This window comes from Lacrimispora sp. 210928-DFI.3.58, from assembly GCF_020554865.1.
GTDB lineage: Bacteria > Bacillota > Clostridia > Lachnospirales > Lachnospiraceae > Enterocloster.
Genome location: NZ_JAJCIC010000019.1, coordinates 32,669 through 58,701, shown reverse-complemented (window position 1 = coordinate 58,701; position 26,033 = coordinate 32,669). Strand labels below are relative to the sequence as shown.

22 protein-coding genes are annotated in these 26,033 nt (G+C 51.1%); 3 read left to right on the top strand and 19 right to left on the bottom strand.

All coding sequences use genetic code 11. The annotated features are described in order from the left end of the window. Positions 1 to 7 precede the first annotated feature (7 nt). The 3 genes from rplC to LIZ87_RS12710 all read right to left on the bottom strand — a co-directional run bounded on the left by rplC (position 8) and on the right by LIZ87_RS12710 (position 2,880). Complete coding sequence (gene rplC / locus LIZ87_RS12720; RefSeq protein WP_227147616.1) at positions 8 to 643, bottom strand: 50S ribosomal protein L3; 636 nt, start codon at positions 641 to 643, stop codon at positions 8 to 10. A gap of 180 nt (positions 644 to 823) precedes the next feature. Then, positions 824 to 1,141 (bottom strand): 30S ribosomal protein S10, encoded by a 318-nt coding sequence (gene rpsJ / locus LIZ87_RS12715; protein WP_002566515.1) that lies wholly within the window; start codon positions 1,139 to 1,141, stop codon positions 824 to 826. Between the two features lie 386 nt (positions 1,142 to 1,527). Further along, positions 1,528 to 2,880, bottom strand: coding sequence for a cell wall-binding protein (locus LIZ87_RS12710; RefSeq protein ID WP_227147560.1), 1,353 nt, complete (start codon positions 2,878 to 2,880; stop codon positions 1,528 to 1,530). A gap of 237 nt (positions 2,881 to 3,117) precedes the next feature. On the opposite strand from LIZ87_RS12710, the gene LIZ87_RS12705 reads away from it, so the two are divergent. Then, positions 3,118 to 3,978 carry a class I SAM-dependent methyltransferase gene (locus LIZ87_RS12705; RefSeq protein WP_178313268.1) on the top strand — a complete coding sequence of 287 codons (861 nt, stop codon included), beginning with the start codon at positions 3,118 to 3,120 and terminating at the stop codon, positions 3,976 to 3,978. 80 nt (positions 3,979 to 4,058) lie between these two features. Here the strand turns inward: LIZ87_RS12705 and LIZ87_RS12700 are convergent, their stop codons facing one another. The 7 genes from LIZ87_RS12700 to scfA form a co-directional block, all read right to left on the bottom strand. Continuing rightward, positions 4,059 to 4,952, bottom strand: a complete 894-nt coding sequence (locus LIZ87_RS12700; protein ID WP_178313267.1) for a S8 family peptidase — start codon at positions 4,950 to 4,952, stop codon at positions 4,059 to 4,061. A 55-nt stretch (positions 4,953 to 5,007) separates the two neighbouring features. Next, positions 5,008 to 6,759, bottom strand: coding sequence for an adenine deaminase (gene ade, locus LIZ87_RS12695; RefSeq protein WP_227147613.1), 1,752 nt, complete (start codon positions 6,757 to 6,759; stop codon positions 5,008 to 5,010). 495 nt (positions 6,760 to 7,254) lie between these two features. After that, positions 7,255 to 7,875 (bottom strand): HAD family hydrolase, encoded by a 621-nt coding sequence (locus LIZ87_RS12690; protein ID WP_227147557.1) that lies wholly within the window; start codon positions 7,873 to 7,875, stop codon positions 7,255 to 7,257. 132 nt (positions 7,876 to 8,007) lie between these two features. After that, positions 8,008 to 8,289 (bottom strand): preprotein translocase subunit YajC, encoded by a 282-nt coding sequence (gene yajC, locus LIZ87_RS12685; RefSeq protein ID WP_227147554.1) that lies wholly within the window; start codon positions 8,287 to 8,289, stop codon positions 8,008 to 8,010. A gap of 48 nt (positions 8,290 to 8,337) precedes the next feature. Continuing rightward, positions 8,338 to 9,483, bottom strand: coding sequence for a tRNA guanosine(34) transglycosylase Tgt (tgt, locus tag LIZ87_RS12680; protein WP_227147552.1), 1,146 nt, complete (start codon positions 9,481 to 9,483; stop codon positions 8,338 to 8,340). Beyond that, entirely contained in the window at positions 9,480 to 10,898 is a 1,419-nt protein-coding gene (gene scfB / locus LIZ87_RS12675; protein WP_227147550.1) for a thioether cross-link-forming SCIFF peptide maturase, read from the bottom strand. The genes tgt and scfB overlap by 4 nt, the downstream gene beginning before the upstream one ends. A gap of 87 nt (positions 10,899 to 10,985) precedes the next feature. Beyond that, positions 10,986 to 11,132, bottom strand: a complete 147-nt coding sequence (gene scfA / locus LIZ87_RS12670) for a six-cysteine ranthipeptide SCIFF (protein WP_002566540.1) — start codon at positions 11,130 to 11,132, stop codon at positions 10,986 to 10,988. 159 nt (positions 11,133 to 11,291) lie between these two features. Between scfA and LIZ87_RS12665 the strand changes: the two genes are divergently transcribed. Then, positions 11,292 to 11,651, top strand: a complete 360-nt coding sequence (locus tag LIZ87_RS12665) for a TIGR04086 family membrane protein (protein ID WP_227147547.1) — start codon at positions 11,292 to 11,294, stop codon at positions 11,649 to 11,651. Between the two features lie 62 nt (positions 11,652 to 11,713). Here LIZ87_RS12665 and LIZ87_RS12660 read toward each other — a convergent pair whose 3' ends face one another. Beyond that, entirely contained in the window at positions 11,714 to 12,217 is a 504-nt protein-coding gene (locus LIZ87_RS12660; RefSeq protein WP_227147544.1) for a signal peptidase II, read from the bottom strand. A 176-nt stretch (positions 12,218 to 12,393) separates the two neighbouring features. On the opposite strand from LIZ87_RS12660, the gene LIZ87_RS12655 reads away from it, so the two are divergent. Continuing rightward, positions 12,394 to 14,145, top strand: a complete 1,752-nt coding sequence (locus LIZ87_RS12655) for a S8 family peptidase (protein WP_227147541.1) — start codon at positions 12,394 to 12,396, stop codon at positions 14,143 to 14,145. 16 nt (positions 14,146 to 14,161) lie between these two features. Here LIZ87_RS12655 and clpX read toward each other — a convergent pair whose 3' ends face one another. The 8 genes from clpX to LIZ87_RS12615 all read right to left on the bottom strand — a co-directional run bounded on the left by clpX (position 14,162) and on the right by LIZ87_RS12615 (position 26,027). Next, on the bottom strand, positions 14,162 to 15,565 hold the full coding sequence (clpX, locus tag LIZ87_RS12650; protein ID WP_227147538.1) for an ATP-dependent Clp protease ATP-binding subunit ClpX: 1,404 nt from the start codon (positions 15,563 to 15,565) through the stop codon (positions 14,162 to 14,164). A 55-nt stretch (positions 15,566 to 15,620) separates the two neighbouring features. After that, positions 15,621 to 16,955 (bottom strand): S1C family serine protease, encoded by a 1,335-nt coding sequence (locus LIZ87_RS12645; protein ID WP_227147535.1) that lies wholly within the window; start codon positions 16,953 to 16,955, stop codon positions 15,621 to 15,623. Positions 16,956 to 17,059: 104 nt separating this feature from the next. Next, positions 17,060 to 19,144 carry an LCP family glycopolymer transferase gene (locus tag LIZ87_RS12640; protein ID WP_227147532.1) on the bottom strand — a complete coding sequence of 695 codons (2,085 nt, stop codon included), beginning with the start codon at positions 19,142 to 19,144 and terminating at the stop codon, positions 17,060 to 17,062. Positions 19,145 to 19,196: 52 nt separating this feature from the next. Continuing rightward, complete coding sequence (locus LIZ87_RS12635) at positions 19,197 to 20,615, bottom strand: undecaprenyl-phosphate glucose phosphotransferase (protein WP_178315037.1); 1,419 nt, start codon at positions 20,613 to 20,615, stop codon at positions 19,197 to 19,199. 219 nt (positions 20,616 to 20,834) lie between these two features. Further along, a complete protein-coding gene (locus LIZ87_RS12630) occupies positions 20,835 to 21,842 on the bottom strand; it encodes a glycosyltransferase family 2 protein (RefSeq protein ID WP_178315035.1) in 1,008 nt (335 codons plus the stop codon). After that, positions 21,843 to 24,056: a glycosyltransferase family 2 protein gene (locus LIZ87_RS12625; RefSeq protein ID WP_227147530.1), complete on the bottom strand. Its 2,214-nt coding sequence runs from the start codon at positions 24,054 to 24,056 to the stop codon at positions 21,843 to 21,845. Further along, positions 24,046 to 25,008: a glycosyltransferase family 2 protein gene (locus tag LIZ87_RS12620; RefSeq protein WP_178314222.1), complete on the bottom strand. Its 963-nt coding sequence runs from the start codon at positions 25,006 to 25,008 to the stop codon at positions 24,046 to 24,048. Before LIZ87_RS12620 ends, LIZ87_RS12625 begins: the two co-directional genes overlap by 11 nt. Next, a complete protein-coding gene (locus LIZ87_RS12615; protein ID WP_178314224.1) occupies positions 25,005 to 26,027 on the bottom strand; it encodes an NAD-dependent epimerase/dehydratase family protein in 1,023 nt (340 codons plus the stop codon). Before LIZ87_RS12615 ends, LIZ87_RS12620 begins: the two co-directional genes overlap by 4 nt. Positions 26,028 to 26,033 lie beyond the last annotated feature (6 nt).

The window sequence follows — 26,033 nt, the reverse complement described above, 5'->3', positions numbered from 1 at the left end:
TAAAAGCTTACCTCTCAACCTTAACGGTCTCTCTGACTGTTACCAGGCTCTTCTTTGGTCCTGGCACTGCGCCCTTAACCAGAATCAGGTTATTCTCGGCGTCAACCTTAACTACTGACAGGTTCTGTACAGTTACCTGCACGCGGCCCATCTGTCCAGGCATTCCCTTGCCCTTGAATACGCGGCCTGGTGTGGTAGCGGAACCGTTAGAACCCTGATGGCGATGGAACTTGGAACCATGAGCCATAGGTCCTCTGTGCTGTCCATGTCTCTTGATTGCGCCCTGGAAGCCTTTACCTTTGGAAATAGCGGTTGCATCGATCTTGTCGCCTGCTGCGAAGATGTCAGCCTTGATCTCATCCTTTACAGAATACTCTTCAGCATTCTCTAACTTTAACTCTCTTACGTATCTCTTGTAGGATACGCCTGCCTTGTCGAAGTGGCCCTTCTGAGGCTTGTTGACCAGCTTGTCTCTCTTGTCAACGAAACCAACCTGTACTGCTTTGTAGCCGTCATTCTCAACTGTCTTAACCTGTGTTACTACACAAGGACCAGCCTGAAGTACGGTTACCGGAACTAACGCACCATTCTCATCGAAGATCTGGGTCATTCCGACTTTTGTTGCTAAAATCGCTTTCTTCATTGTCTTACCTCCTGTTTCATGATCTACAGCGGAATGCTTTCGCATTCATCCTAGAGCAGTCTAACTATACGTGGAACACTATGAACCGTAGCCGGTATGTTGATTCCTTAACAGGAAATGCAGTGTTGCTTCTATATTTAAACCCTTCAGGATATAAACGTTTTTGAATTCGCCTGCCGATTATTTCGTTTTCATTTTGATGTCGATGTAAACACCGGCTGGCATTTCCAGTCTGGACAGTGCATCTACTGTCTTCTGGCTTGGAGCAGTGATGTCGATCAGTCTCTTGTGAGTTCTCTGCTCGAACTGCTCTCTGGAATCTTTGTACTTATGAACAGCACGCAGAATGGTTACAACCTCTTTCTTTGTTGGTAACGGCACTGGTCCGCTCACCTGAGATCCTGTCTTCTTTACTGTCTCGATGATCTTTCCAGCTGACTGATCTACTAACTGATGATCATAAGCTTTTAATGTGATTCTCATTACTTGACTTGCCATAAAAAAAGTCGCCTCCTTTTCGCACTTTTAAAACAAGTACGACAAGCGGTGACTGTACACGTTCCCGTGTGTGTCCTGACCGGACTTCACACTGACTCTGCTTTCTTTGCAGCTTCTTTAATTGGTACAGTGACTTGTCGCCAGTTTCCTAACTTGACATTCGCTCCACGGAAAACCTGCCTCACTCACGGGCAGCAACCTCACGTTTCATAGCTATCATGCCACAGCCTTTATACAATAACATAGATGGGAGATAAATGCAAGTACTTTTTTTATTTTTTTCCAGCATTTTCAGCTTCGGAGGAATCTCCCATGCAAACAAAAAACTCCTCCGTCCTATTATTATGGTACGGAGAAGTTCTTTCTATAAAAATATAATGATACGTTTATTCCGTGCACATAGGCTCCATAGGCTCTGTGATATAAGAGCTGATATCAGACTCACCATCTGCTGTAGATAATGTACCGCTGCTGCTGGTCGTCAGCTTCACGCCATCGCTGTTCTTTACCGATGTTCCCTTCATAACCTTTCCGGAGGAGTTTACCACATAGTTATTTCCGTTTACGCGGTAGCATACGTATTTCTCACCATCCGTGGCCGTCTGAAGCTTTCCTTTGTAATACAGATAGTTATCCTTGACTCCGCTATATCCTCTGCCATTGTCCGCAAAATAGAAATCGGATTTACTGCCGTCATCCTCTGTGACCTTTATCTTTCCTGTCTGGACGCAGCTCTTTTCCTTTGTTCCAAAATAAAATGCTGTCCAGTTGTCCTCTCCGCCGCCCAGATATACCTTCTTAAGGCCATACGCAGGATTCCCCAGGTGGTTAAAAAGATAGGACTTGCCGCTGATCTTCACAATGTCGCTGATGGACAGGCGCTCGGAATCTGCTGCTCTGGGCTTTCCGCTGTTGGTGAAATAGAACCATTCCACATCGCCGTCATAGCCATCCAGATCATCCGGAGGCTCAATGGAATACCAGCCAGTCTTTGCCTTGCCATCGCTGCCAAAATACATGTAGGATTCAATGGTATCGCCGGAGCGTACCCGCTGCCATCCCGTCTGCAGGGCCCCATCTTCATCAAAGCAGTAGTATACCCCGTCAATCTTGCGTGTACCGTAGTCTCCAGCCGATCCATCGCTGGGCACATATTTCTTACCGCTGCTGCTAAAATAGAACCAATACTGACCATCATCCGAGCCGCCATTGCTGTCATAGCCGGGGATGACTTTATTCTTCATCTCATCATAATCATCCGGCGGGAACAGCTTCTGCCAGCCTGTGCGCATGACGCCGTCTGTGCCGGTGTAATACATGTCATCCAGGATCCATCCCAGCTCCATACGGCCGTCTCCGTCAAAATGATACCATTTATCATCGATCTTTTTCCAGGTATCATCGATCTTCTTGCCGCTGCTGCCAAAATAATACCACTCGTATTCGCCCTCGTCTGTTGTCAGCTTCAGCCACTTATCTGTCAGCATGATACCGTTGCTGTCCACATAGTAGTCGCCGTCTACCCAGGCATTGACCGCCATGGTCCCTTCACCGTTCAGATACCTCCACTGGTTATCTGCGCCCTTTTTCCAGGCATTGTAGACCTTACTTCCATTTGAATCATAATATATCCAACTGTTTCCTGACTGGGCCCATCCCTCAGCAGCCATTGCCGTGATCGTAGCACCACCCAGCGACAACAGCGCTGCCAGCGTCCAGACTGCCATTTTCTTCTTCATATACAAGGTTCCTCTCTCCTTATGCATTTGCATACGCCGGGAACACCAAACTGAAAAGGTCCCGGCTACCTAAGATATATTGTATCAGGGCTTTTTCGATTGTTCAACCCATTTTATCTTTCAATTCTATTACAATTCTCCGTTTTTGGGTAAATCAAACGTCTATACGCTTGACGTGAAACAGCAGATTCGACTATACTCTGTATGTGAGAATATAAGGAAATGAGGTTATGATATATGTGGCTTGCGGACGGATGGAAGGATTATGAAGTAATTGACTGCTCCAAAGGTGAGAAGCTGGAGCGCTGGGGAGACTATCTCCTGGTCCGCCCGGACCCCCAGGTAATATGGGATACTCCAAAGAAGCACCGGGGCTGGAAGAAGATGAACGGACATTACCACCGCAGCAGCAAGGGCGGAGGTGAATGGGAATTCTTTGATCTGCCGCAGCAGTGGAGCATTGACTATAAGGGGCTCACATTTAATCTGAAGCCCTTCAGCTTTAAGCATACAGGCCTGTTCCCGGAGCAGGCTGCCAACTGGGACTGGTTCGGCGCCAAGATACGCGAAGCAGGAAGGCCCATCAAGGTCCTCAATCTCTTTGCATACACAGGCGGCGCTACCCTAGCTGCAGCAAAGGCCGGGGCAAGCGTGACCCATGTGGACGCCTCCAAGGGCATGGTGACCTGGGCAAAGGAAAATGCCCACTCCTCCGGCCTGTCTGAGGCGCCTATCCGCTGGATCGTAGATGACTGCGTCAAGTTTGTTGAGAGGGAGATACGCAGAGGGAACCACTATGATGCCATCATCATGGATCCCCCCTCCTACGGCCGGGGACCAAAAGGGGAGATCTGGAAGATCGAGGATGCCATTCATCCCCTGGTAAAGCTGTGCGTACAGCTGTTGTCAGAAAAGCCCCTGTTCTTTCTCATCAACTCCTATACAACAGGGCTGGCTCCCGCTGTTCTTTCCTATATGATAGGAGTGGAGCTGGTACCGAAGTTTGGCGGCGTGGTGCACTCAGAAGAGGTTGGCCTGCCGGTGACACAGACAGGGCTGGTGCTGCCATGCGGGGCTTCGGGGAGATGGGAAGCCTAGGAGCCGTCTATTCGGAGGCAAGCTTCACAGTATCTGTACAGATAAGCCGTCCTGCTCTTACGCAGAACGGCTTATTTTATTTAATCACTTAACAGCCTCATCACATCCAGCCTCCCCCACCCCTGCTGATTATGGGGAAGTCCCATGTCCACTGAGCGCTCCCGGATGCGCAGCTTGACATCCTTGTTTGTCATCCAGGGGTATTTCTGCAGCAGAAGGGCGATGGCGCCGGATACGATGGGGGTGGACATGCTGGTGCCGGATTTGGAGAAGTAGCGGCCGGGCTCGTTGCTGCAGCTTATGATGCCGGAGCCGGGGGCTACAATATCGGGCTTGCAGATACAGGCAGGTGTGGGGCCCCGGCCGGAATAGTCCACCATGGGGCTTCCCATCACCTCCACCTCCTTGTGGTCATCGGAGCAGCCCACGGTGATGACCTTCCTGCTGATGCCTGGGGTAGTGATCGTCATAGGATGGGGGCCGTGGTTTCCGGCTGCCACCACCACTACCAGTCCGTCATCCCAGGCTGCGTTTACTCCCCGCACCAGCACAGAATTTTCCGTCATATTGCGCCTTGACAGGGAGCCTACGGATATGTTGACGATCCGTATCCCGTACCTTTCCTTGTTTTCCCGTATCCATTTCAGGCCTGCCAGCACATCAGAGGCATATCCATTTCCCTTGGAGTCAAGGACCTTTGCGGAAATGATCCTGCAGCGGGGCGCTACCCCCTGAAATCTTCCCTGGGAGGAAATGCCGCTGCCTCCGATAATTGCCGAAATATGAGTACCGTGCCCATTATCATCGTACAACTGCCTTCTGTGGTTTACAAAATCCTGAAAGGCAGTGATTCTATCTTCGAAATCCTCATGGGGATAAATGCCGGTGTCTAACACTGCCACTCCGACGCCCTCGCCTGTGATCCCCTGGGAATATGCTTCTTCACAATTGATTTCCAACCTGGCTTGGTTCACATTGAAGAAAACTCCTTCTTTTTTATTAGCATATTCCCCAGATTCCGGTTCGGTGTCAGAAGGTGGCCGGGACTGTCTCCTGTTTGTCTGTGTCAATGATTCCATGAGTAGTAAGCCGCAGCTTCGGTATCACGGGAAGGCTCACAAAGGCCAATGTCATAAAGGCATCGATATCCGGGCTTACTCCCAGCCTGGCAGCTTCCTCCTTCAGAGCCTTTAGCCTTTCCTCCGTTTCCTCTGCTGATGCATTTGTCATGATCCCGCCTATGGGAAGCGGCAGCAGGCCTGTGATTTCCCCGTCCGCTGCAATGGCCAGGCCGCCTCCACAGGCTCTCACCGCATTGGCCGCCAGTACCATATCCCTGTCATTGGTCCCCACGGTGATAAGATTGTGGGAATCATGAGCCACGCTTGTGGCAACCGCGCCCTTTTTGAGCCCATAGCCGCCTATAAAGCCCAGGCCCACATGGCCTGTGTGGCGGTGGCGCTCAAATACCGCTGCTTTTACAATATCGCGCTCAAGGCTGACACCAGGAGCAGGCGTCCCGGCCTTAAGCTCCTTTGGCTTCCGGTCATCCTCCCAGGGTTCGAAGCGCTCTTTTGTCAGGAGCTCTCCCGGATTCAGCTGGATGATGCGCTGGGTATATCCCTCTCTTTCAAGCCGGATATCTTCTTCCGTTATCTCATCCATGTGGAAGGACTGGAACACCTTCGGAAATGCCTCTTCCCAGGAAGGATCCACGTTTCCTGCTTCTCTCTGCTGCTTCGCCTGCCCGTCCGATGCTGCTCTTATCCCATTTTTATATAACGCTGCCACTTTAAATTCCTTCAGATCCTCCAGCACTGCGATATCTGCCTTCCTTCCAGGAGCCAGCGCGCCCCTGTCCTTTAAGCCAAAGTACTGTGCGGCGTGAAGCGTAGCCATTCTGATGGCCCTGACAGGATCCGCCCCCATGGATACAGCCCGGCGCAGGATATGGTCGATATGGCCCATGGATATCAGATCTCCCGGATGCCTGTCATCTGTCACCAGCATGCATCTCTGATAAAACGGAGCTTCAAAGAGCGGCATCAAAGCCTCCAGATTTCTTGCGGCTGTTCCCTCACGTATCATGATCCACTGGCCCCTTGCCAGCTTTTTCAGGGCTTCATGATAATCAGAGCACTCATGGTCCGACAGTACGCCTGCACACACGTAGGCGCACAGCTCCTTTCCCTCTAAAAACGGTGCATGGCCATCAACTGCCTTCCCTGCATTCAGGGCATCCTGTGTTTTTCTTAAAAGTCCTTCCAGTCCAACGGTCACGCCTCTGGCGTTCATCACCTCTGCCAGCCCCAGCACTCTGGGATCATCGTAGTAGGGCTTTAGCTCCTCTGCGCCCAGAGCAGCTCCTGATTCATCCAGCTCTGTAGCCGGAACACAGGAGGGCATCATGAAAAAGACATCAAGAAGAAGGCTCTCTGTGGCCTTTAACATATAATCAATTCCCTGAAGGCCGGCTACATTTCCGATCTCGTGGGGGTCTGTCACAACCGTGGTGGTTCCGTGGGGAAGGACTGCTTTTTCAAACTCCTTCGGGGAGACCATGGAGCTTTCCAGATGGATATGCCCATCGATAAAACCGGGACAAAGCCATTTTCCTGACACATCAATGTTTTCTATTCCATCGTAGTCGCCCAGTCCTGCAATGACTCCATCTTCTATGGCAATATCCACGTTCTCTATCTTCTCTGTGAAGACATTGACCACCTTTCCTCCTTTTAATACCAGGGAGGCCCTCTGGCGTCCAGTGGAGATATCCATCATTTTTTTCCATTTTGTATATTTATCCACAATTGCATCCTCCTTCCAAACTTTTCCTTTTTATATATCATACTATACTCTTCTATGGAATACAATCTTCTGAAATTATAAAATATTGCTTAAAATTTTCTGAATCATTTGAAGCCGTAAGGATCATTACCATTTCTTTTCATTTTCTTTTCTTCCCATTTTTCGTTTTTTCCCTGCAGCAAACAATCTTTTTCCTTTCGTTTTTTCCCGTATTTCCTTGATTTTAGGGGTTTTCCTGCCTGATCCAGGCGCTTTGATGTGCAGATGCAATATTAAGATTTTCTTAATAATCTATTCAAAGAACATTCAAACATTTTCGGAGATTGCGTGTTATACTAAGACCATAATAAATGCACGAATATTTAACAACTATCCTTCAACCCTTTTTGAAAATCCGAAAATCCTAAGAAAATTGCTCCGTACCTTCGGTACGGAGCTTTTTCTTTCCATTATTTCCAGATAGTAAAGCTATGCGTTCTGATTCAGGGAAGCCAATACCTTTTTCAGCTTTTCCACATTCCCATCTATGAAGCAATAGCCATCCATGCCGCAGGCCTGGGCGCCCTCGATATTCAGATCCCAGTCATCTACAAAAAAGCACTCCTCCGGCTTTAGCTGGAAGCGCTCAAAAAGGTGGGCATACATTTCCTTCTGGGGCTTCATGCATTTGACTTCGGCGGAGAACAGCACACCGTCAAAGCAGTCAATGGCGGGGATCACCTTCTGGTAACAGGTGAGAAGGCGGACAGATGCATTGGAACAGAGATAGATCCCATAGCCCTCCGACTTTAGCCAGCGTACAATATCTCCCATACCCTCCTTCGGATACATATTGTACTCATGCCAATGCTCAAAGCACAGGGCAGCCATCTGGCGTTCATGCTCTGTGGAGAGCCTGGACTGCATGCGCTTTAAGGCCGCATCCTCCGGGATCACTCCCATATCAAGGAGCACCCATTCCGGCGACAGAAATACTGCCCGGCTTACTTCCTTCCTCTCTTCCTCGTCCTCTATGTAATGGGCGCAGACGATGTCCGGCTCATATTCCAGCATTACCTTTCCCATGTCAAATACAATATTCTTTATCATCCTGTTTTCTCCTTAATAACATGAGGCTGCCGCAAAACAATGCCTCCCGTGTTGGTTGGCAGCATTTTGCCGCAGCCTCTGATCTGTCTGGCGGTTCTTACGCCCTTTTTTGCATTTCAGCCTGTCCGGCTCTTAAGCCTCCGGCTTCTCAACCTGAATGATAGCTGCCTTCTGCATCGGAATACGGCAGTTCTTGTTGCTGCCGAACTCTACGATCACCATGTCATCTGTCATATCAATGATCACGCCGTAGAATCCGCTGCTGGTCAGAATCGTGTCGCCCACTGCAACGCTGTTTAACAGCTCCTGCTGTTTCTGCTTCTCCTTCTTCTGAGGACGGATTGCCATAAAATATAACATACCACCCAGAAGAACAATATAGAGAATCCAGAAGATCGGACTACTTGTATTCATTCTAAGTTCCTCCTTCACACCTGCCGCCCTCTTGTGACAGCATTTTATTTATTCATCTGCTTTAGAAGAGCCTGCCATACCGGCCAGCTTTTTGGCCTTGTATTCGCTGTAGCGGTGCTCCTCGATAGCGTCTCGAATCTCTTCCATCATTGTATTATAAAAATACAAATTATGCAAGGTGCATAATCTCATTCCCAGCATTTCTTTTGCCTTTAACAGGTGGCGGATGTAAGCCCTGCTGTAGGAACGGCAGGCCGGGCAGCCGCAGCCTTCTTCAATAGGCCTGGGATCCAGCTCATATTTCTGGTTGAACAGGTTCCGCTTTCCCTGGTTCGTGTAAACGTGGCCGTGGCGTCCGTTTCGGGAGGGGTAGACGCAGTCAAAAAAGTCAACGCCTCTGTCCACTGCCTCTAAAATGTTTGCCGGAGTGCCTACGCCCATCAGGTATACCGGCTTGTCCTCCGGCAGATGGGGAACCGTCACATCCAGAACATGATACATCTCCTCGTGGCTCTCGCCCACTGCCAGGCCTCCGATGGCATAGCCATCCAGATCCATGGCCTTTATGGCCTCCGCATGGCTGATGCGGATCTCGTCAATAACGCCGCCCTGGTTGATGCCAAAGAGCAGCTGCTCTTTGTTGATCGTATCCGGCAGAGAATTGAGGCGTGCCATCTCTGTCTTGCACCGGGCCAGCCAGCGGGTCGTGCGCTCCACAGAATTGCGGATATAGTCGTAATCCGCCCGGCTGGAGGGACATTCGTCAAAGGCCATGGCGATGGTAGAGCCTAAGTTGGACTGGATCTGCATGCTCTCCTCAGGACCCATGAATATTTTATGACCGTCTATGTGGGAGTTGAAGGTAACTCCTTCCTCCTTGATCTTTCTTAAGCCTGCCAGGGAAAATACCTGGAAGCCGCCGGAATCCGTCAGAATAGGCTTATCCCAGTTCATGAACTTGTGTAAGCCGCCGTACTCCTTGATCAGCTTATCCCCGGTGCGGACATGGAGGTGATAGGTGTTGGACAGCTCCACCTGAGTCCTGATCTCGCGGAGGTCATCGGTGGATACAGCGCCCTTGATAGCGCCCACCGTGCCTACGTTCATAAAGACCGGAGTCTGGATCGTGCCGTGGACAGTCTCCATCACAGCCCGCTTTGCCTTGCCGTCCTTTGTGATCACTTGATATTTCATAGGCTCTCCACCGTCCGGTCCTCATCCTCTGCCAGGGCCGCCTTGATCATGATGGCGCACTCGATACGCTTTTTCTGCATTTCACAGCCGATCTCATATGCGCCGTTAATGGATCCGCTGAAATTGTAGGCATTTGCCCCGCAGCCGCCGCTGCAGTAGAACCTTGCAAAGCAGTCCTTGCAGCTCTCCTTTGCATAGACATTGCAGAGCTTGAACTCGTCCCTTACCTCCAGGTTTACCACGCCTGTGTCCACATTTCCCAGAAGGAACTTTTCATTGCCCACAAACTGGTGGCAGGGATACAGATCTCCCCATGGGGTCACAGCCAGATATTCTGTTCCGGAGCCGCAGCCTGCCATGCGCTTTGCCACACAGGGGCCGGCCTTTAAGTCGATCATGAAATGGAAGAAGTTAAAGCCTCTCCCCTCTTTTTTGCGCTTGATGTATTCCACTGCCAGCTTATCGTATTCCTTTAAAATAGCGGGAATATCCTCCTCGCGGATAGCATAATCCTCTGACGGGTCTGCCACCACCGGCTCCATGGACATCTGCTGAAAGCCCAGGTCCGCATAATGGAGCACATCATCTGCAAAGTCCAGGTTGTTCCTTGTAAATGTGCCTCTGACATAATAGTTCATCTGGCCCCGGCTCTCTGCAAATTTCCGGAACTTCGGCACGATCAGGTCGTAACTGCCGCTGCCGTTTCGGAAGGGACGCATCTTGTCGTTGACATCCTTCCTTCCGTCCAGGCTGAGCACCACGTTGCTCATCTCCCGGTTGCAGAAGTCCATGATCTCGTCATTTAACAGGACTCCGTTGGTGGTAAGGGTGAACCGGAACTTCTTGTGGTGGGCTTCCTCCTGGGAACGCCCATACTCTACCAGGCGTTTTACCACATCCCAGTTTAAAAGCGGCTCGCCTCCGAAGAAATCCACCTCCAGATGCTCCCTGCTGCCGGAATTGGCGATCAGGAAATCCAGAGCCTTTTTTCCCACCTCATAGCTCATGAGAGCCCGGCGGCCATGATATTCGCCTTCCTCTGCAAAGCAATAGCGGCAGGCAAGGTTGCAGTCATGGGCAATGTGAAGGCACAAAGCCTTTACCACAGTCTTTCTCTTCTTAAAATCTACCACAAAATCGCGGTAAATGTCCTTTGTCAACAGCTGCTCCATATCAATGAGCTGCTGGATGTCCTCCAGCGCTTCCTCAATATCCTGTGTGCTGTAACGGGAAGCCAGGCGGCTCTTGACCTCTTCTTTTACTTCCGGCGCCAGCTTTTCCGGCTTTTCGAGCTCCGGAACCAGCTCTGCTGTAACTGCAATGGCATCATATACAAGTGGATCCACCACATGGACGGATCCGCTGTTGACATCCAGAACAATATGATAGCCATTATTCACATACTGATGAATCACAAATCTACACTCTCTTTCCTACATGGCAAAGCCCCTATAATCCCATCGACCATAGGGGCTTTCTTACCAAAAAGTTATATCCTGCAATTAGCGGTTTGCATTCTCGCAGCTCTGATTGCCTACGGTGCAGGAAGTCTTACAAGCTGACTGACAGGAAGTCTGGCACTCGCCGCATCCGCCCTTTTTCATAGTATCCTTTAAGGTATTGGTGTTCAATGTCTTAACGTGCTTCATGTTGTGCACCTCCTCTTTCCAAAATATAATTCTTAAAAATTATAACACAGGTTAAAATCTCTTGCAATGATAATTTGCCCCAGTTTCCCAGGTTTGTCATATTTGTACCCGGAAAAGGAATATACTGCAACATACCTATTCGTAAAGGAGAACATCCTTATGGAAAATGGAATCGCAAAGCCTATGCTCCGTTCCCTGCTCCTATCCTATGTACTGTCAGGAATCCTTCTGGCTGCCCTTGCATTTGCCCTCTACAAGCTCCGTTTAAAGGAAAGCCAGGTGAATCTGCTGGTATTTGCCATCTACTTTATCACCTGTCTGGCCGGAGGCTTTCTTGCCGGGAAACGCATCCGGCAGCGGCGCTTTTTCTGGGGACTCCTGTCCGGGCTGTTTTACTTCCTGGTGCTTTTTGCCGTATCCTGGGTCATGAATCTTGGAAGTCCCATTGATATGGAACGGTCTGTGACAGTTATGGGAGTGTGTGCTCTGGGAGGGACGTTGGGAGGAATGTTCAGTTAAACAGTACAGCCCACAGAAATGCAAGGCTATCCTTCCTGCGCTTCTGTGGGCCGTTACATCCTCTATTCTGCGGCTTTCCTGTTCTGCTTTACGCGTTTTTTTCCTGTACCCTGCAGACCGGAGGCCGCCTCGGCAAGCATAAACACAGCGCTTCCCAGAAAGATACACATATCTCCCAGATTAAAGACCACCTTATCCAGCCCCTTTTTCTGGAAGCTGAAATAATCCACCACATATCCCCGCTTAAACCTGTCATACAGATTGCTCACAGCCCCGCCTAACACCATGGCAAGCCCGGCCTTCTGGGCAGTGGAGCCTTTCCTCAGAAGCAGGACTCCAAAGGCCCCTGCTACAGCGGAGGCCACCATAAAGGGGATTCCCTTCACAAGCTCAGGATACTCCTTTAAAAAGCCAAAGGGAAAGCCGTCATTATGATTCTTGTGCAGCCTGATCAGTCCCTTGCTGCAGGCCAGATCACGCGGAAAGCTTTCGTCCTCCTGGCGCTCTATCTCATTTTTAATCCCCAAATCCAGGGCGGCCAAACCGCCGATCAGCCAACCGTACATACCTTCTGCCTTCCTTTCCTGCCGATTCCCTGCCCGCAGACTGTCATTTTTTACAGCGGGCGCACTCTTTTCCTTTGTTTTACTCTTTCATTTTACTATGGTTTCCTGACCCAGTCCAGTGAAAGCTTTCTAAAATTCTGCATATACTATGGCAAACAGCCTTTTCGAGGTATGCCATGGCAGCCTGTCCTTTTAATCCTGCTTCAGAAAACATAGCAGATTTCATATTCCGCTACGGAAGCCGGCAGCAGATTCCCGGAAATCCTGCTGACATTCCCTGCATGGATTATGTCAGCCAGGACTACGCTGTGATCTATACGCCTTTGGAATCCGTGGCTCCCATTTCTCTGCGGAAATATTCTTATTACAGTATACCCAGTCTCTTTGCTCTTTTAGACACTACCAGTATGGAAGCTTCCGGCATTCTTTCCACTTTTAATGCTCCTGCTCTGGCAAATAAAGGGAAAGGCGTTCTCATAGGCTTTATCGACACCGGCATTGATTATACCAATCCTCTGTTCCGCAATCCGGACGGCTCCACCCGCATTGTGTCCATCTGGGACCAGAGCCTTCCCGCAGACAGTGACAGCCTTCCTCCCGGCGTGCCGGATCTCTATCCGGCCAGCGGGGCAAATTATGGAACAGAGTTTACAAGAGAGCAGATCAACGAAGCTCTCGCCTCCGATTCCCCCCTGTCTGTGGTACCCTCCACAGATACGAATGGCCATGGTACCTTCCTGGCCGGAATCGCAGCCGGGGCCTCTCTGCCTGAAGAGGATTTCACAGGCGCTGCCCCTGAGTCAGAGCTGGTGGTGGTAAAGCTGAAGCCGGCCAAACAATATCTCAGAGATTTCTACCTTGTCAGGGAGGGAGCGGAGGCCTTTCAGGAAAATGATGTCATGATGGGGATCAAATACATGCGGGTAGCTGCCTACCGCCTGGGCAGGCCACTCGTTATCCTGCTGGGCCTGGGTACGAACCTGGGCAGCCATGAGGCCACCTCCCCCTTAAGCCTGATCCTGCAGGATGTCAGCCGCACCCTGGGAATGGCTACTGTGATCGCTGCCGGAAATGAGACGGGAATGGCCCACCACTATGAGGGGACTGTAAAAGGGAATGATCAGTGGGAGGATGTGGAGATCCGCGTTGGCCCTGAGGAGGCAGAACACGGATTTGTGCTGGAACTCTGGGCTGCTGCTGCTGATACCTACTCCGTAGGCTTTGTTACCCCCAGCGGCCAGACCGTTGACAGAATCCCCATTATCTACAACAATGAGCCTATCATTTCCTTTCTGCTGGAGCCCACCCGGATTACGGTAAATTATATCCTGATCGAAACAGGCTCCGGCAGGCAGATGGTATTCATACGCTTTGAAAAGCCTACGGTAGGTGTATGGAAGGTCCGGGTCTACAGCTCCCAATTTTTTACAGGGGCTTACAATATGTGGCTTCCTCCCAGAGATCATATTTCCGATGACACCGTATTCCTGCTCCCCAACCCTAACACCACCATCACCATTCCCGGCAATACCAGCAGTCCCATCACAGTTGGAGCTTACAACCACTTAAACAACAGCATTTACATCCATTCCAGCAGAGGATATACTGCTTCCGGCATCATCAAGCCGGATATTGCAGCTCCCGGCGTAGATGTCTCAGGCCCTTCCCTTGCCAGAAGGCCCGGTGCCGGCGTACCCATGACACAGCGCACCGGAACCTCCGTTGCAGCCGCCCACGTAGCCGGTGCCGTTGCAGGGCTCCTGGGCTGGGGAATCGTGGACGGCAATACCCTGATCATGAGTGAGGCATCGATCAAATCTTATCTGATCCGGGGAGCCGGGAGGAATCCGGCGTTTACTTATCCCAACCGCGAATGGGGCTACGGAACCCTTGACCTCTATCAGACCTTCCTCCGCCTCCGCGAGTAGCACTCTGATCAAGACGTCACCCGCGCATCTGTACCAGCGGCCCTCCGCTTTTCTCAAGATAAGGCCTGGTAACGACCACAGAGCCGATATTGGGATCCTTTGGGATCTCGTACATGATATCCAGCATGAATTCCTCCAGAATGGCCCTTAAAGCCCTGGCACCAGTGCCCCGCTTCAGGGCCTCCTGGGCGATCCAGTTAAGGGCATCGTCCTCAAATACCAGCTTTACCTCGTCCATGGCCAGCAGCTTCTCATACTGCCTGGTAATGGCATTTTTCGGTTCCTTCAGAATGCGGACCATCATTTCCTCTGTAAGGCCCTGGAGAGTCACTGTTATAGGAAGTCTTCCTAAAAACTCAGGGATCATTCCAAAGGTGCGCAGATCCTCATTTGTCACCTTATTTAAAATATCAGGATCGTTATTGTAGGTATCTTTCAGGACAGAGCCAAAGCCCATGGAGGATTTTTTCATAAGGCGCTCCTTGATGATATCCTCCAGATCCGGGAAGGCCCCTCCGCATATGAACAGGATATTGTCCGTATTCACCGTGGCCATGGGAGTCATAGCATTTTTCTGGTTGGAACCCACAGGCACCTCCACCGTGCTGCCCTCTAAAAGCTTTAACAGCTCCTGCTGCACGGACTCTCCGCTGACATCCCTGGTGCTTACCTGCTTCTTTTTGGCAATCTTGTCTATTTCATCGATGAAAATGATCCCCTTTTCGGCCCGCTCCACATCATTGTCCGCAGCAGACAGAAGCTTTGACACTACGCTTTCAATATCATCTCCTATGTATCCTGCCTCTGTCAGGGAGGTGGCATCTGCGATGGCAAGAGGGACATCCAAAAGGCGGGCCAGTGTTTTTACAAGGTAGGTTTTTCCGCTTCCGGTCGGGCCGATCATAAGGATATTGGATTTCTCCACTGTCACCTCACGGTCACCCGCCCCTTCCTTTCCCAGAAATGCACGCTTATAGTGGTTGTACACAGCTACCGATATGACCTTTTTGGCTTTTTCCTGTCCGATCACATATTCGTCCAGTTTTCCTTTGATCACATGGGGTGCCGGTATGTCCTTCATGGTGAGAGCCGGCTGTGGCTCTGTTTTTTTCTTTATTTTCTGCTTTTTCGGTATCTCCATCGCAGGGGGCGCCATGTTCATGTCGCTGAAGTTCATATTCATGTAGGGCATGTTCGGCAGCTTAGACAGATCGATCCCATTCTGTGTAACGGAATCAAAGGCCTTCTGCATACAGCTGTGGCAGAGATTCATACCGCCAGGCATGGAGATCATAGGGCCTGCCTTACTCTCCGGCCTGCGGCACATATAGCATACCTTCTCAAAGCCGTCGTCATCCTTTTTTTCACTGCTGCCCTGAGCAGACGTGTCTGTATCCTGTATATAATCTTTCTCGCTCAAACGTTCTCTCCTCTCTCAGTTCTGGCCTGTCACCATATAAGCTTTGTTCTGTTCCTTATTCCTGCAGGGTCTGTTCAGATCCCTCAGGCATGGCTGCAAGAGTCACTGTCACAACATGCTCCCGGTACTCGCCGCTTTCCTGCGTCTCTACTGTCAGCTCTATCTGCTCCCCAATTTCATAATAGGCCAAAAGTGACTGGAGATCTGTCATATTTTTTATTCTCTGGCCATCCACCTTTGTGATAATATCCTTCTCCCTGAGGTCTGTGCCTGTGGCAGCGCCGTCAGCCAGTATCTTATACACAAACACGCCCTGAGGCATTCCAAAGGCTTTGGCTGTCTCCTGATCCACGCTGGTTCCCTGGATCCCCAGATATCCGCGCTTTTCCTGTGAAACTTCCTTTCTGGTCTTTCCCTTCATCAGCTGCCCCAGAATGTCCTCCACCTTGGAGATCGGGATCGCATAGCCAATCCCCTCTACGTCCGTGGAGGAATATTTCGCTGCATTGATGCCGATCACCTGTCCCTGCATATTGAGCAAGGCTCCGCCGCTGTTTCCGGGATTGATCGCTGCATCTGTCTGAAGCAGTGTTCTGGTAGAGTTATCAGAGGTCCGCACCTCCCTGTTTAAGGCGCTGACATAGCCCACTGTAACGGACTGCCCATAGCCCAGGGCATTTCCAATGGCGATCACGCCCTGTCCCACCTTCAGCTCATCCGAATTTCCCAGAGTGGCAATGGAAATCTTGCTTTTGGTGTCAGCCGGTATTTTCTCTAAAGGAACAGCAATGATCGCGAGATCGGTATCCGTATCCGTTCCCTTAATGTCCGCATCCACAACCTCGTCATCAATAAAAGCTACCTTCAGGGAGGTGGAGGACTCTACCACATGGTTATTGGTAACGATCAAGAGCTCTGTGTCATTTTCACTGATAATGATGCCTGAGCCGCTGCTGGGCACCTCATATGTCTGGCCGCCATATCCAAAGAGCCAGCCATAGCCAAAATTGTTGGTCTGATAAACAGCCGTGCTGGTAATGGCTACCACGGAAGGCATGGCCTGCTCCACAATGGAGGATACATCCGTAACCAGCGATGCCGATGGGGCTATGGATTCCTTTTTGCCGCTTCCCGCTTTTTCTCTTTTCTCCTGCTGCGTCTCCTCTGCTGTCTCTGCCTGCGTTGGCGCAGAGGCACTTCCCTGGGCCATCACCGATGCATACATATTCCCGATCATTCCCGATGCTGCCACATGAATGCCTACCATCACAGCGCCAGCTACCGTCCCAAAGAGAACCGCGCCGGCAGTGATCAGGGCTGCCTTCTTTAATATGCCGCCTTTCTTAGGCCGCTCCTCCTCATAACGGGACTGTTGATCCCTGTCATACATACCATTATCCCCTTTCTCACTTATGGAATAAATCTCTCTACAAATAAGAGGATACCGCAAAGCCTTTGGCTTTCTGCAATATCCTCTCAAAGCTCTCTGCGTACTCAGATACCCGGGCCGATGATAACAGAGCCAGAGCCTGTGTTATCATCCTCATTATTCAGCGCTCCCGGATAGGGGCTCATAGTTCCTCTGTTTCCTCCCGGTGAAGCAGCTGTTGACTCACGGGTGCTGCCCGTACTGCCGGGAGATGTGATTTGAGAGGAACCCGGCCCATGTGAGGAGCCTCCTGGTGTGGTCGTTCCTCCCGGAGATATGGTCCCGCCCGGCGTGGTGGTCCCTCCCGGAGATATGGTCCCGCCCGGCGTGGTCGTTCCACCAGGGGATATGGTCCCGCCCGGTGTGGTGGTCCCTCCTGGGGATAATGTTCCTCCCGGGGTAGTCGTTCCGCCCGGAGTCGTTGTTCCTCCCGGCCTGGTCGTTCCTCCCGGAGAAATGGTCCCGCCCGGTGTGGTCGTTCCTCCTGGTCTGGTAGTTCCTCCCGGCGTTATGGTTCCCCCCGGAGTGTTCTGCTCTTCATCATCACCGTCATTCGGACGCGTACTTCCGGACGGCCGCAGGCTTCCGGGATATCTTCCGCTTCCCTCTTCATAATCCTCCGGCGGATCGATCACATTGCCGTCCTCATCCGTCTCCAGTTCCCACTCATGCTCGCCGTCAATGATGCTCTCATCTGTCTCACTGGTACTGCTCTCAGACTCGTCCTCTTTCTCAGACTCTCTTTCCTCTGCCTCTGTGGCCTTTGTGGCTTCTGTGGGCTTCGGTATATATCCGCCGTCCGTACCCACATGATCGATCGGAGTTCCCTCACTGTAAAGACCGGAATCAGCGGAAATCTTTGCACTGATCTTCTTTACCATATCGCTGGGCTGGTAATCCTCCTCATCGAACAGGAACTGATGAAGTGCGATCACATTGCTCTCCAGGGTCTGTGGGATCACACAGGCGCCCTTCTTTCCCATCATAGCATCACTTCTCGCTGCCGGGAAGCCCATCGTGCCTGCAATGGTATATTTCGTCAGATTCTTAGCAGCCGGTATGATATCATTCAGTGTAACGCTGCTCTCAATCTGTGCCAGAACTACCTCCATTACGTTATTGATAACAGAGAAATTTGACTGCTTCAACTTATCAAAGCAGAGCTGGATGATCTTTCTCTGGCGCTCCGTCCTTGCAAAGTCCGTGTCCATCTTCCTGAGCCTTGCATAAGCCACCGCCTGAACGCCGTCCAGATGGTTCATGCCGGCCTGCTTTAGGTGTACGGACGCCACGTTGGTAGCCTTTACCGTCTCTGTGATATAGGCATTGATATAGTAGAACTCTGCCTTGCTCAGCTCTACATCCACGCCTCCCAGGATATTGATCGCATCCGCCACTGCCTTCCAGTTAAAGGTGGCATAATCGTCAATCTGCAGATCCAGATTCTTATTCAGCGCTTTGATCGCCTGACTGGGACCTCCCAGGAAATATGCTTCATTGATCTTATTGTAGGTTCCATTGTCATCAACATTCAGATAGGAATCACGGAATACGCTTACCAGCTTGATCTCGCCCGTTCCCTGGTTAATATTGCAGATGATGATCACATCCGACAGATTTCCCTTGCCCAGAGAACCGTTACGGCTGTCAACTCCAAAGAGAGCAATCGTCCAGTACCCTTTCATGATCTCCTCTTTTTCAAAAGAGAGGTTGGTATTGGTAAAATCTTCCTTTTTTACTGTGTCATCTCTTCTGATAAGGGATTCCTTTTGTTTCACATAGCGGATTCCAAAAAACATGCAAAGTACAAGGATCTCCGCAATGATCATGGTGATGATCCGGCGGCGGCGCCTCTTGATCTCCTGCCTGGCAGGATCCTGTGATGCCCGTCCTCTGCCTCTTTTCGTCCCCTGGCTGCCGCTTCTGTGCATTGCGCTGTCCCGCACTGCGGCGCCTGCTGTTCTCTCCGTACTGCGGCTGTAGGCCGGGGTAAATGTATGGCTTTCCGAAGCTCCCTCCCTGCGGGATGCCCCGCTTCTTCCCGTTGTATGTGAATCGGCCCTTCCTGAAGCCCCGGCTTCACGCCGGCGGCTGCGGCCTCTTACCTTCCCATCTTCCAGATCATACTCCCTGTCAAATTCACGATTCATGCGTTCATCCTCATTGCTATGAAAACTTTGCCGCCCCAAGGCGGCATGCATATCAGTATGCATTTTTATTAATAAAGCCTTTAAAAACTGTCAAAAACATGATTTTGAAGTCAAAGCCCAAGCTCCAGTTTTCAATGTAATACAGATCATGCTCAATGCGCTTTGTAATGGAGGTATCTCCCCGGTATCCGTTGACCTGCGCCCAGCCTGTAAGTCCGGGGCGTACCTGGTGCTTGATCATATATCTGGGGATCTCCTCCTTAAATCTCTCCACAAAAAGCGGCCTCTCCGGCCTGGGGCCCACCAGGCTCATGTCACCGATAAGGACATTAAAGAACTGAGGTGTCTCGTCAATACTTGTCTTTCGTATAAAACGTCCCACAGAGGTCACTCTGGGGTCATGGGGTGTTGTCCACTGACTTTGCTCCTTATTCGGATCCTGCACCTCCATGGAGCGGAACTTGTACATCCTAAAGGGGCGGTTGTGAAGCCCAATGCGCTCCTGGCTGTAGAACACAGGTCCCGGCGATGTAAGCTTAATAAGGGCCGCTGTCGCCAGCATGACCGGTGAAAATACCACAAGGCCGAACAGCGCACCCACAATATCCACACAACGCTTCATGGTCGCATTAAATACCCCTGTAAGGGGCACATGGCGGATATGGATCACAGGAAGTCCCTGGAGATCCTCCATGTACGGTATGGTAGGTATCATATTATTGTAATCTGGAATGAATTTCGTATGAACGCCTGATTTCTCGCAGGCAGCCACGATCTGTTCCAGATTCGCATATTCCTTGATGCTTAATGTAATGGCGATCTCATCCAGTGTATTGGCGTCCAGAAATGCCTCCAGCTGATCCGTTGTCCCCAGTATGCGGACATTTTTATAGGAATACCCTGCTGCCTTATGGTCATCCAGTATTCCCTGGATGTGGTATCCCCATTCAGGATTCAGCCTCACCCTGTCTATAAAGCCTTCTGCTGCACGGCTGTAGCCGATGAGGAGAATATGCTTCTGATTATATCCGTTGGTCCGCAGAGAGCGCAAGAATAAGCGTATTGCCATCCGCTCTGCTTCCAGCAGGATAATGTTGATAACGAAAAATGCCAGGATCATCCTGGTGGAGAAATAGCCCAGATGTACGATCAGCCTGCGTCCTCCAAAGAGGATGAAGGTAAAAAGCATCAGCCCGATCACATTGGCCTTACAGATATTGGCAAATTCCAGCCTTCTTCCCTGGATCCGCTTAGGTGTATAGAGGTGGAAGCACCCATACAGGATCAGGTAAACAGGCACAATAAAAATAAGGGCCGCAAAGTATACCTGTGGCTCCAACGCCTCCCCATGGAGAGGAACCACCATGCCGCTGACAATAATGAACCACGCCAGGGCATAGGCCAGGATGATCACCAGGGCATCCAGAAGGACATGTATGCGGTTCAGCCTTTTCTGGTTATCTTTTATCATTGTATATCACCTTGATTTCTCAGGGATCCCCTTTGCTATGAAAGTCCTGCCGCCGGATAGGCGGCTTGTATTCAGGTATGCCAAATGCGCCCGCCAGACCTTTATGGTATGGTGGCGCGTCCGCTGCCGGGCGCATGAAAGTTTACCGTAAATATCTTTGTTATTATACATGATAACTCATCATTATTCCATAAAATTTCTCTTAATTTCGGTAAAAGTTCACATTTCCTTTGTTTCCTGTATCTTGTGCCTTTTGGCCATCTGTCTCACAGAAAATTCATAGATATAGAGTATCGTCCCGGTGATCAGCTCCCATTCGATCGCAACGTAATTCTTAAGATTTTCTTTTTTCCAGGGTACCCGGCGGCATTTTCCCGCTGTAGAGAGCCCTTCCTTTAAGCCATTCAGGTAATCCCCTCCAAAACCGTTCTTCCGGAAAAACAGGTATTTTACCGCGATCCCTGCAGCCAGGAACGGGGCATTGAGCACCAGCTGGGGCAGCGGCATATTCTTATAGTTGAGATAGATATTGTTGCGGGCAGCCAGCCTCACCTTAAAGGGATTGTACCGGGAGCCGCTGGTGCCGCTTCCCACATGGTACACCACTGCGCTGGGACAGTAGATATTGTCATACCCTGCGATCCTGGCGCGGTAGCCCACATCGATATCCTCCAGGTAGGCAAAATGCATCTCGTCAAAAAGGCCGATCTCATCAAATACCTCCCTGCGGTAGATCGCTGCCCCTGCGCAGGCAGAAAAGATGCGGCAGGCCCTGTTATAGCCTGAGGAAGGGCGTCCTACCCCTCGCTGATATGCCCAGCCCATCAGGCTGTACATATCCCCGGCATCGTCCATAAGCTCTTTGTGGTACAGCTGTATCATCTTGCTGCTCACGGAAAAGATCTTCGGGGATCGCTCAATGGCCTTTATCATTTCCCCTATATAATGGCTGTCCGGCTCCGTGTCGTTGTTGAGAAGGATCACATAAGGAGTATCCGCTGCCTTGATCCCGCAGTTAACTGCGCCGGAGAACCCGGTGTTGGTCTCAAGGAAAACGGACGGGATCCCTCTCTCCTTCAGCCATTCCACACTTCCGTCCGTAGACCCATTGTCCACCACCAGCACGGAAAAATCCCTGCACGCCTGACTGTCAAGAGCCCTGAAGCAGGGCTCCATAAATCCGAGACCGTTGTAATTGGGTATTACCACTGTCACTTTTTTTTCCATCTATTTCTCCTCCGGTGCAAACTTGTCATAGACCGCCAGGTCATAGGGCTCGCCGATCTTCTCCTTTAACAGGTCGCGAAGGGCGAAGTTGGATTTGCGCAGAGTCAGGTTGGGATTGTAATAAGGGTCGCCCTCTCTGATGATATCCGGCCATTTCTTAATAAAAATAGCCACCTCGCGGTTAAACCGCTCCACCTTTTGGGGCGTATCCTCCAGGCCCCTGGATTTGGATTCATAATGGTACAGGCAGGCATATGGTGCATATACTACCAGTTTCCCCAGGGCCCGCACTTTCATGCAGTAATCAATGTCATTGAAGGCAACGGCCAGCTCCTCACTCAAGCCTCCCACAGCCTCAAATACGGACTTCTTTGTCATCAGGCAGGCAGCCGTCACGGCACTGTAATCCTGAGCGCACATCGCCCTGTGGAAGTAGCTGTTCTCCGCCTTGTGAAGCCCGATAAAGGTATGTCCTGCAATGCCTCCAAAGCCGATCACCACTCCCGCATGCTGGATGGTATCATCTCCATAGAGGAGCCTTGCCCCCGCAATGCCCACATCCTCCCGCTGGCAGAAGCCCAGCATCTCCTTTATGCTGTCCGGCTCTATGAGCTCTGTGTCATTGTTTAACAGCAGAAGATATTCGCCCTTTGCAAAGGATGTGCCGAAGTTGTTGATGGCAGAATAATTAAAGCCCTTCTCCCATGTCACCACATGGAAATTCGGATGCTCCGCCTGCATTTTCTCGTAGTATGCAAAGGTGGCTGGCTCTGTGCTGTTGTTCTCCACCACAATAAATTCCAGATTCCGGTAGGAGGAGCGTTCCAGCAGGGAGCGCACGCACACGTCCAGGTCATCTCTGTGGTCCTTGTTGGGAATGATCACCGATATAAGAGGCTCTCCCTGGATCCGGAAGGTGGTATGGTAAATGCCGTAGTCCACACCCTTTTCCACCTTCTCCGCCCGGATCCCCATCCGCTCATAGTGGGCCATAATGGCTCTGGAGCCGGCCTCAAAGGCATACATCTTGCTCTCCGGATTGCTGGCCGTGGAATCCTGGTGGCAGCGCCAATGGTAGAGCACCTTCGGAATATGATGGATCCCCTTTGCAGCCTCCGTGCACCGGAAGATAAAATCATAATCCTGGGCTCCGTCAAACTCCTGCCGGAAGCCCCCCACCTGCTTCAGAAGCTCCTTCTTTACAATAAACAGATGGCAGATATAATTCACACTGGTAAGCAGATCCCCATTAAAGTCAGGCTTAAAATGAGGGTCAAACAGTGCCTTCCCATCCATATCCAGCTTATCCTCATCCGAATAGATCACATCGCAGTCAGGATGCTCATTCACTGCCTTTGCCACCTCGTAAAATGCATGGGACGGCAGGGTATCATCGTGATCTGCCAGGATCACATAATCTCCCCGGGCCATTTCAAGGGCAGCATTGGTATTGCCGGCAATCCCCCTGTTGCCTCCCAATATCTGGAAGCGGATCCGCGAATCCTTCTCTGCATATCTCTGTAGAATGCGCTCTAAGCTCTGGCCCCTGGGACTTCCGTCTGCAATGCACACCTCCCAGTTGGTGTAGGTCTGAGCCAGGATCGAATCCAGCATCTCTCTTAAGTACCGCTCCGGTGTCTTATAGGCCGGGATCACCACAGACAGCAGGGGCTCATATGCAAAATGGGTATTTCTCTGGTTTTCCAGTTCTTCCTCCGTGGGTTTTATCAGGTCATACCACTCCCCGTAATCATAGTCATTGTCAAGTCCTGCCAGCTTATGGCGCGACTTTAACACCAGGGCGCGGAGGCCATGCTCCTTCCAGAAGTCAAGAGCCACATGGACGGTCTCCATGTTCATCAGGTCCTTGATCTTCTCCATGCGCTTGTGGGCAACACTGGCCCTCTTTGCGATCAGGCTCTCATTGTATTTGATCTTTGCCTGACGCCCCTCACAGCGTATGAGGAGCCAGTAATCCTTCCCTCTCTCATAGGGGAACTGGATATCAAAGCCAAACTCTCTGTCACAGGTCCTCTTAAAATAAATCTGGCTCACATCATCCCTGCGGGTGGAGACATGCTTAAATTTCACAGGACGGTGATGGTCGTCCTCCACCCGGAAGGTGGCCCTGCTCTCCGGTGACCTTCCGATCACCCAGCCGTTCAGCGTAATGGAATTTTCCCGGATGCGCACCACATCGATCTTATATTTCATCCTTCTCTACCGCCTTTTCCTCAAAATTGATCCGCTCCTCCTCGATCACCAGAGGCCGCTTCATCACACGCTGGTTGATGCTCATAATGTATTCTCCCAGAAAGCCGATAAAAAACAGCTGCACAGAGCCCAAAAACAGCATGCCGATCAGCATGGGAGCAGTCCCTGCCGGGAAGCGGTCCCACCAGATCAGCTTCATGACCAGATATACCAGCGCAATGGCCATACTGAACAGGGCACAGATACTGCCGAACATGGTGGCAAGGCGGAGTCCTGCCTTTGTGTAGGAGGTGACGCTTAACATGGCAGCGTCATAAAGGCGGTAGAAATTGTTGTGTGTCTTCCCTGCGCGGCGCAGAGGCTGTTCGTAGGGGATTTCCTTCCTCTTATACCCCAGCTCTGCCACGATCCCGCGAAGGAACGGCGTCGGATCGTCAAGCCTTCTCAACACCTCGATAAATTCCCTGTCATAGAGGCCGGAGCCGGTGAAATGTTCGATCTGCTCCACATCTGACAGCTTCTTGATGGTCCTGTAATAGCAGCTGCGCAGCCAGTACATCAGCTTATTTTCCTTGCTGCTGGTCTTAATTCCAATGACGATCTTGTAGCCATTCTCCCACTCATGGACATATTTGGGGATCATGTCCACCGGATCCTGGAAATCTGCCACCATCTCGATCACGCAGTCACCGGTCACCTGCAGGATACCGTAATAGGGCGAGTTGAACTGCCCGAAGTTCCTGGCATTGAAAATGGCCTTGATCTTAGGGTTTGCGGCACAGAGGTCTCTTATGATCTCCCTGGTTTTATCCGTGGAATCGTTGTCAATAAATACCAGCTCATAGTCATACCGGGGCAGCTCCCGCTCCAATATCTCCGTCACGGCCTGGCTGATGGGCCCTACATTTTCCTCTTCATTATAACAGGGAATCAATACGCTGATCTTTTTCATATTCTTTCTGCTTCTTTCTGTATGTTATCATGGCCCTCCGGCTTGGGAGCCATAGACTGCTCCTCCCTCTCTATCATCTCCAGGATCCCCTGACGGAAGGAGTATTTCTCATGCCAGCCCCCGGTCAGGGCTTCCAGCCTTGTGATATCAGGGCAGACAGAGAGCGCTCCCTCCTTGCCCTGCTTGAAGGTTCCATATTCCAGGCTTCCCTTCTTTCCCACGATCTCATGGATCTCCTCCACAAAGGAGCGGAGAGTCCGGGTGTCCCTTCCTGCCAGATTGACAATAATGCCGTCCTCCGGTTTTGCTTCCGGGCCCCAGGCCTTTTCCCCGATAAAGCGCTGGTATAATTCATATACTGCCTGCACAGCATCCTCAATATACATAAAATTCCACTGGTGGAGGCAGGCACTTAAGGATACGGTATGATCCCGGCGCAGCTCACGGACCAGGGTGGAGATAATGGACCATGGGTGGTCGCCATAGCCGTATACGCTGAAAAAACGCAGATGGCAGTAGGCCATCCCAAGGGTTTTGCATAAGGGCACGGCCTTCTGGTAAAATTCCAGTTTCGCTTTCCCGTACTGGTTTATGGGATGGCACTCCAGCTCCTCCTTCATCTGTCCGTCCACTGCCCCATACTCTACCCTGGAGCCGGCATCCATAAAAACAGAGCATTGCAGGAGATGGGCCGCCCTTACGCAGTCCAGGGAAGCCGCCACATTGCGGGCCTGCACCTCCGGGGAATCGATCTCCTCCCGGTTCACGCCGCCCCAGGCCAGATGGAAAAATCCTTCCGCCGGTCCGATCTCCTCCTTATGCTCCTTCACATAGTCCAGCACATGCTCCAGGGCACAGGGCACGATGCGAAGCCGCTCATGGGAAGGGAGCGCTTCCATATGAACAGAGCCAGGACGCACCAGCACCACCACCTCTGTCCCCTTTTCCAGGAACAATCTGGCAAGATTGCTTCCGATAAAGCCTGTAGCTCCTGTTATGACAATTCTTTTATGGTCCATATCCAT

Excerpts from the sequence above, each read along its gene's own strand:
- rplC (WP_227147616.1), bottom strand. The coding sequence starts at position 643 with ATGAAGAAAGCGATTTTAGCAACAAAAGTCGGAATGACCCAGATCTTC.
- rpsJ (WP_002566515.1), bottom strand. The coding sequence starts at position 1,141 with ATGGCAAGTCAAGTAATGAGAATCACATTAAAAGCTTATGATCATCAG.
- LIZ87_RS12710 (WP_227147560.1), bottom strand. The coding sequence starts at position 2,880 with ATGAAGAAGAAAATGGCAGTCTGGACGCTGGCAGCGCTGTTGTCGCTG.
- LIZ87_RS12705 (WP_178313268.1), top strand. The coding sequence starts at position 3,118 with ATGTGGCTTGCGGACGGATGGAAGGATTATGAAGTAATTGACTGCTCC.
- ade (WP_227147613.1), bottom strand. The coding sequence starts at position 6,759 with ATGATGGATATCTCCACTGGACGCCAGAGGGCCTCCCTGGTATTAAAA.
- LIZ87_RS12690 (WP_227147557.1), bottom strand. The coding sequence starts at position 7,875 with ATGATAAAGAATATTGTATTTGACATGGGAAAGGTAATGCTGGAATAT.
- yajC (WP_227147554.1), bottom strand. The coding sequence starts at position 8,289 with ATGAATACAAGTAGTCCGATCTTCTGGATTCTCTATATTGTTCTTCTG.
- tgt (WP_227147552.1), bottom strand. The coding sequence starts at position 9,483 with ATGAAATATCAAGTGATCACAAAGGACGGCAAGGCAAAGCGGGCTGTG.
- scfA (WP_002566540.1), bottom strand. The coding sequence starts at position 11,132 with ATGAAGCACGTTAAGACATTGAACACCAATACCTTAAAGGATACTATG.
- LIZ87_RS12665 (WP_227147547.1), top strand. The coding sequence starts at position 11,292 with ATGGAAAATGGAATCGCAAAGCCTATGCTCCGTTCCCTGCTCCTATCC.
- LIZ87_RS12660 (WP_227147544.1), bottom strand. The coding sequence starts at position 12,217 with ATGTACGGTTGGCTGATCGGCGGTTTGGCCGCCCTGGATTTGGGGATT.
- LIZ87_RS12655 (WP_227147541.1), top strand. The coding sequence starts at position 12,394 with ATGGCAGCCTGTCCTTTTAATCCTGCTTCAGAAAACATAGCAGATTTC.
- LIZ87_RS12645 (WP_227147535.1), bottom strand. The coding sequence starts at position 16,955 with ATGTATGACAGGGATCAACAGTCCCGTTATGAGGAGGAGCGGCCTAAG.
- LIZ87_RS12640 (WP_227147532.1), bottom strand. The coding sequence starts at position 19,144 with ATGAATCGTGAATTTGACAGGGAGTATGATCTGGAAGATGGGAAGGTA.
- LIZ87_RS12635 (WP_178315037.1), bottom strand. The coding sequence starts at position 20,615 with ATGATAAAAGATAACCAGAAAAGGCTGAACCGCATACATGTCCTTCTG.
- LIZ87_RS12630 (WP_178315035.1), bottom strand. The coding sequence starts at position 21,842 with ATGGAAAAAAAAGTGACAGTGGTAATACCCAATTACAACGGTCTCGGA.
- LIZ87_RS12625 (WP_227147530.1), bottom strand. The coding sequence starts at position 24,056 with ATGAAATATAAGATCGATGTGGTGCGCATCCGGGAAAATTCCATTACG.
- LIZ87_RS12620 (WP_178314222.1), bottom strand. The coding sequence starts at position 25,008 with ATGAAAAAGATCAGCGTATTGATTCCCTGTTATAATGAAGAGGAAAAT.
- LIZ87_RS12615 (WP_178314224.1), bottom strand. The coding sequence starts at position 26,027 with ATGGACCATAAAAGAATTGTCATAACAGGAGCTACAGGCTTTATCGGA.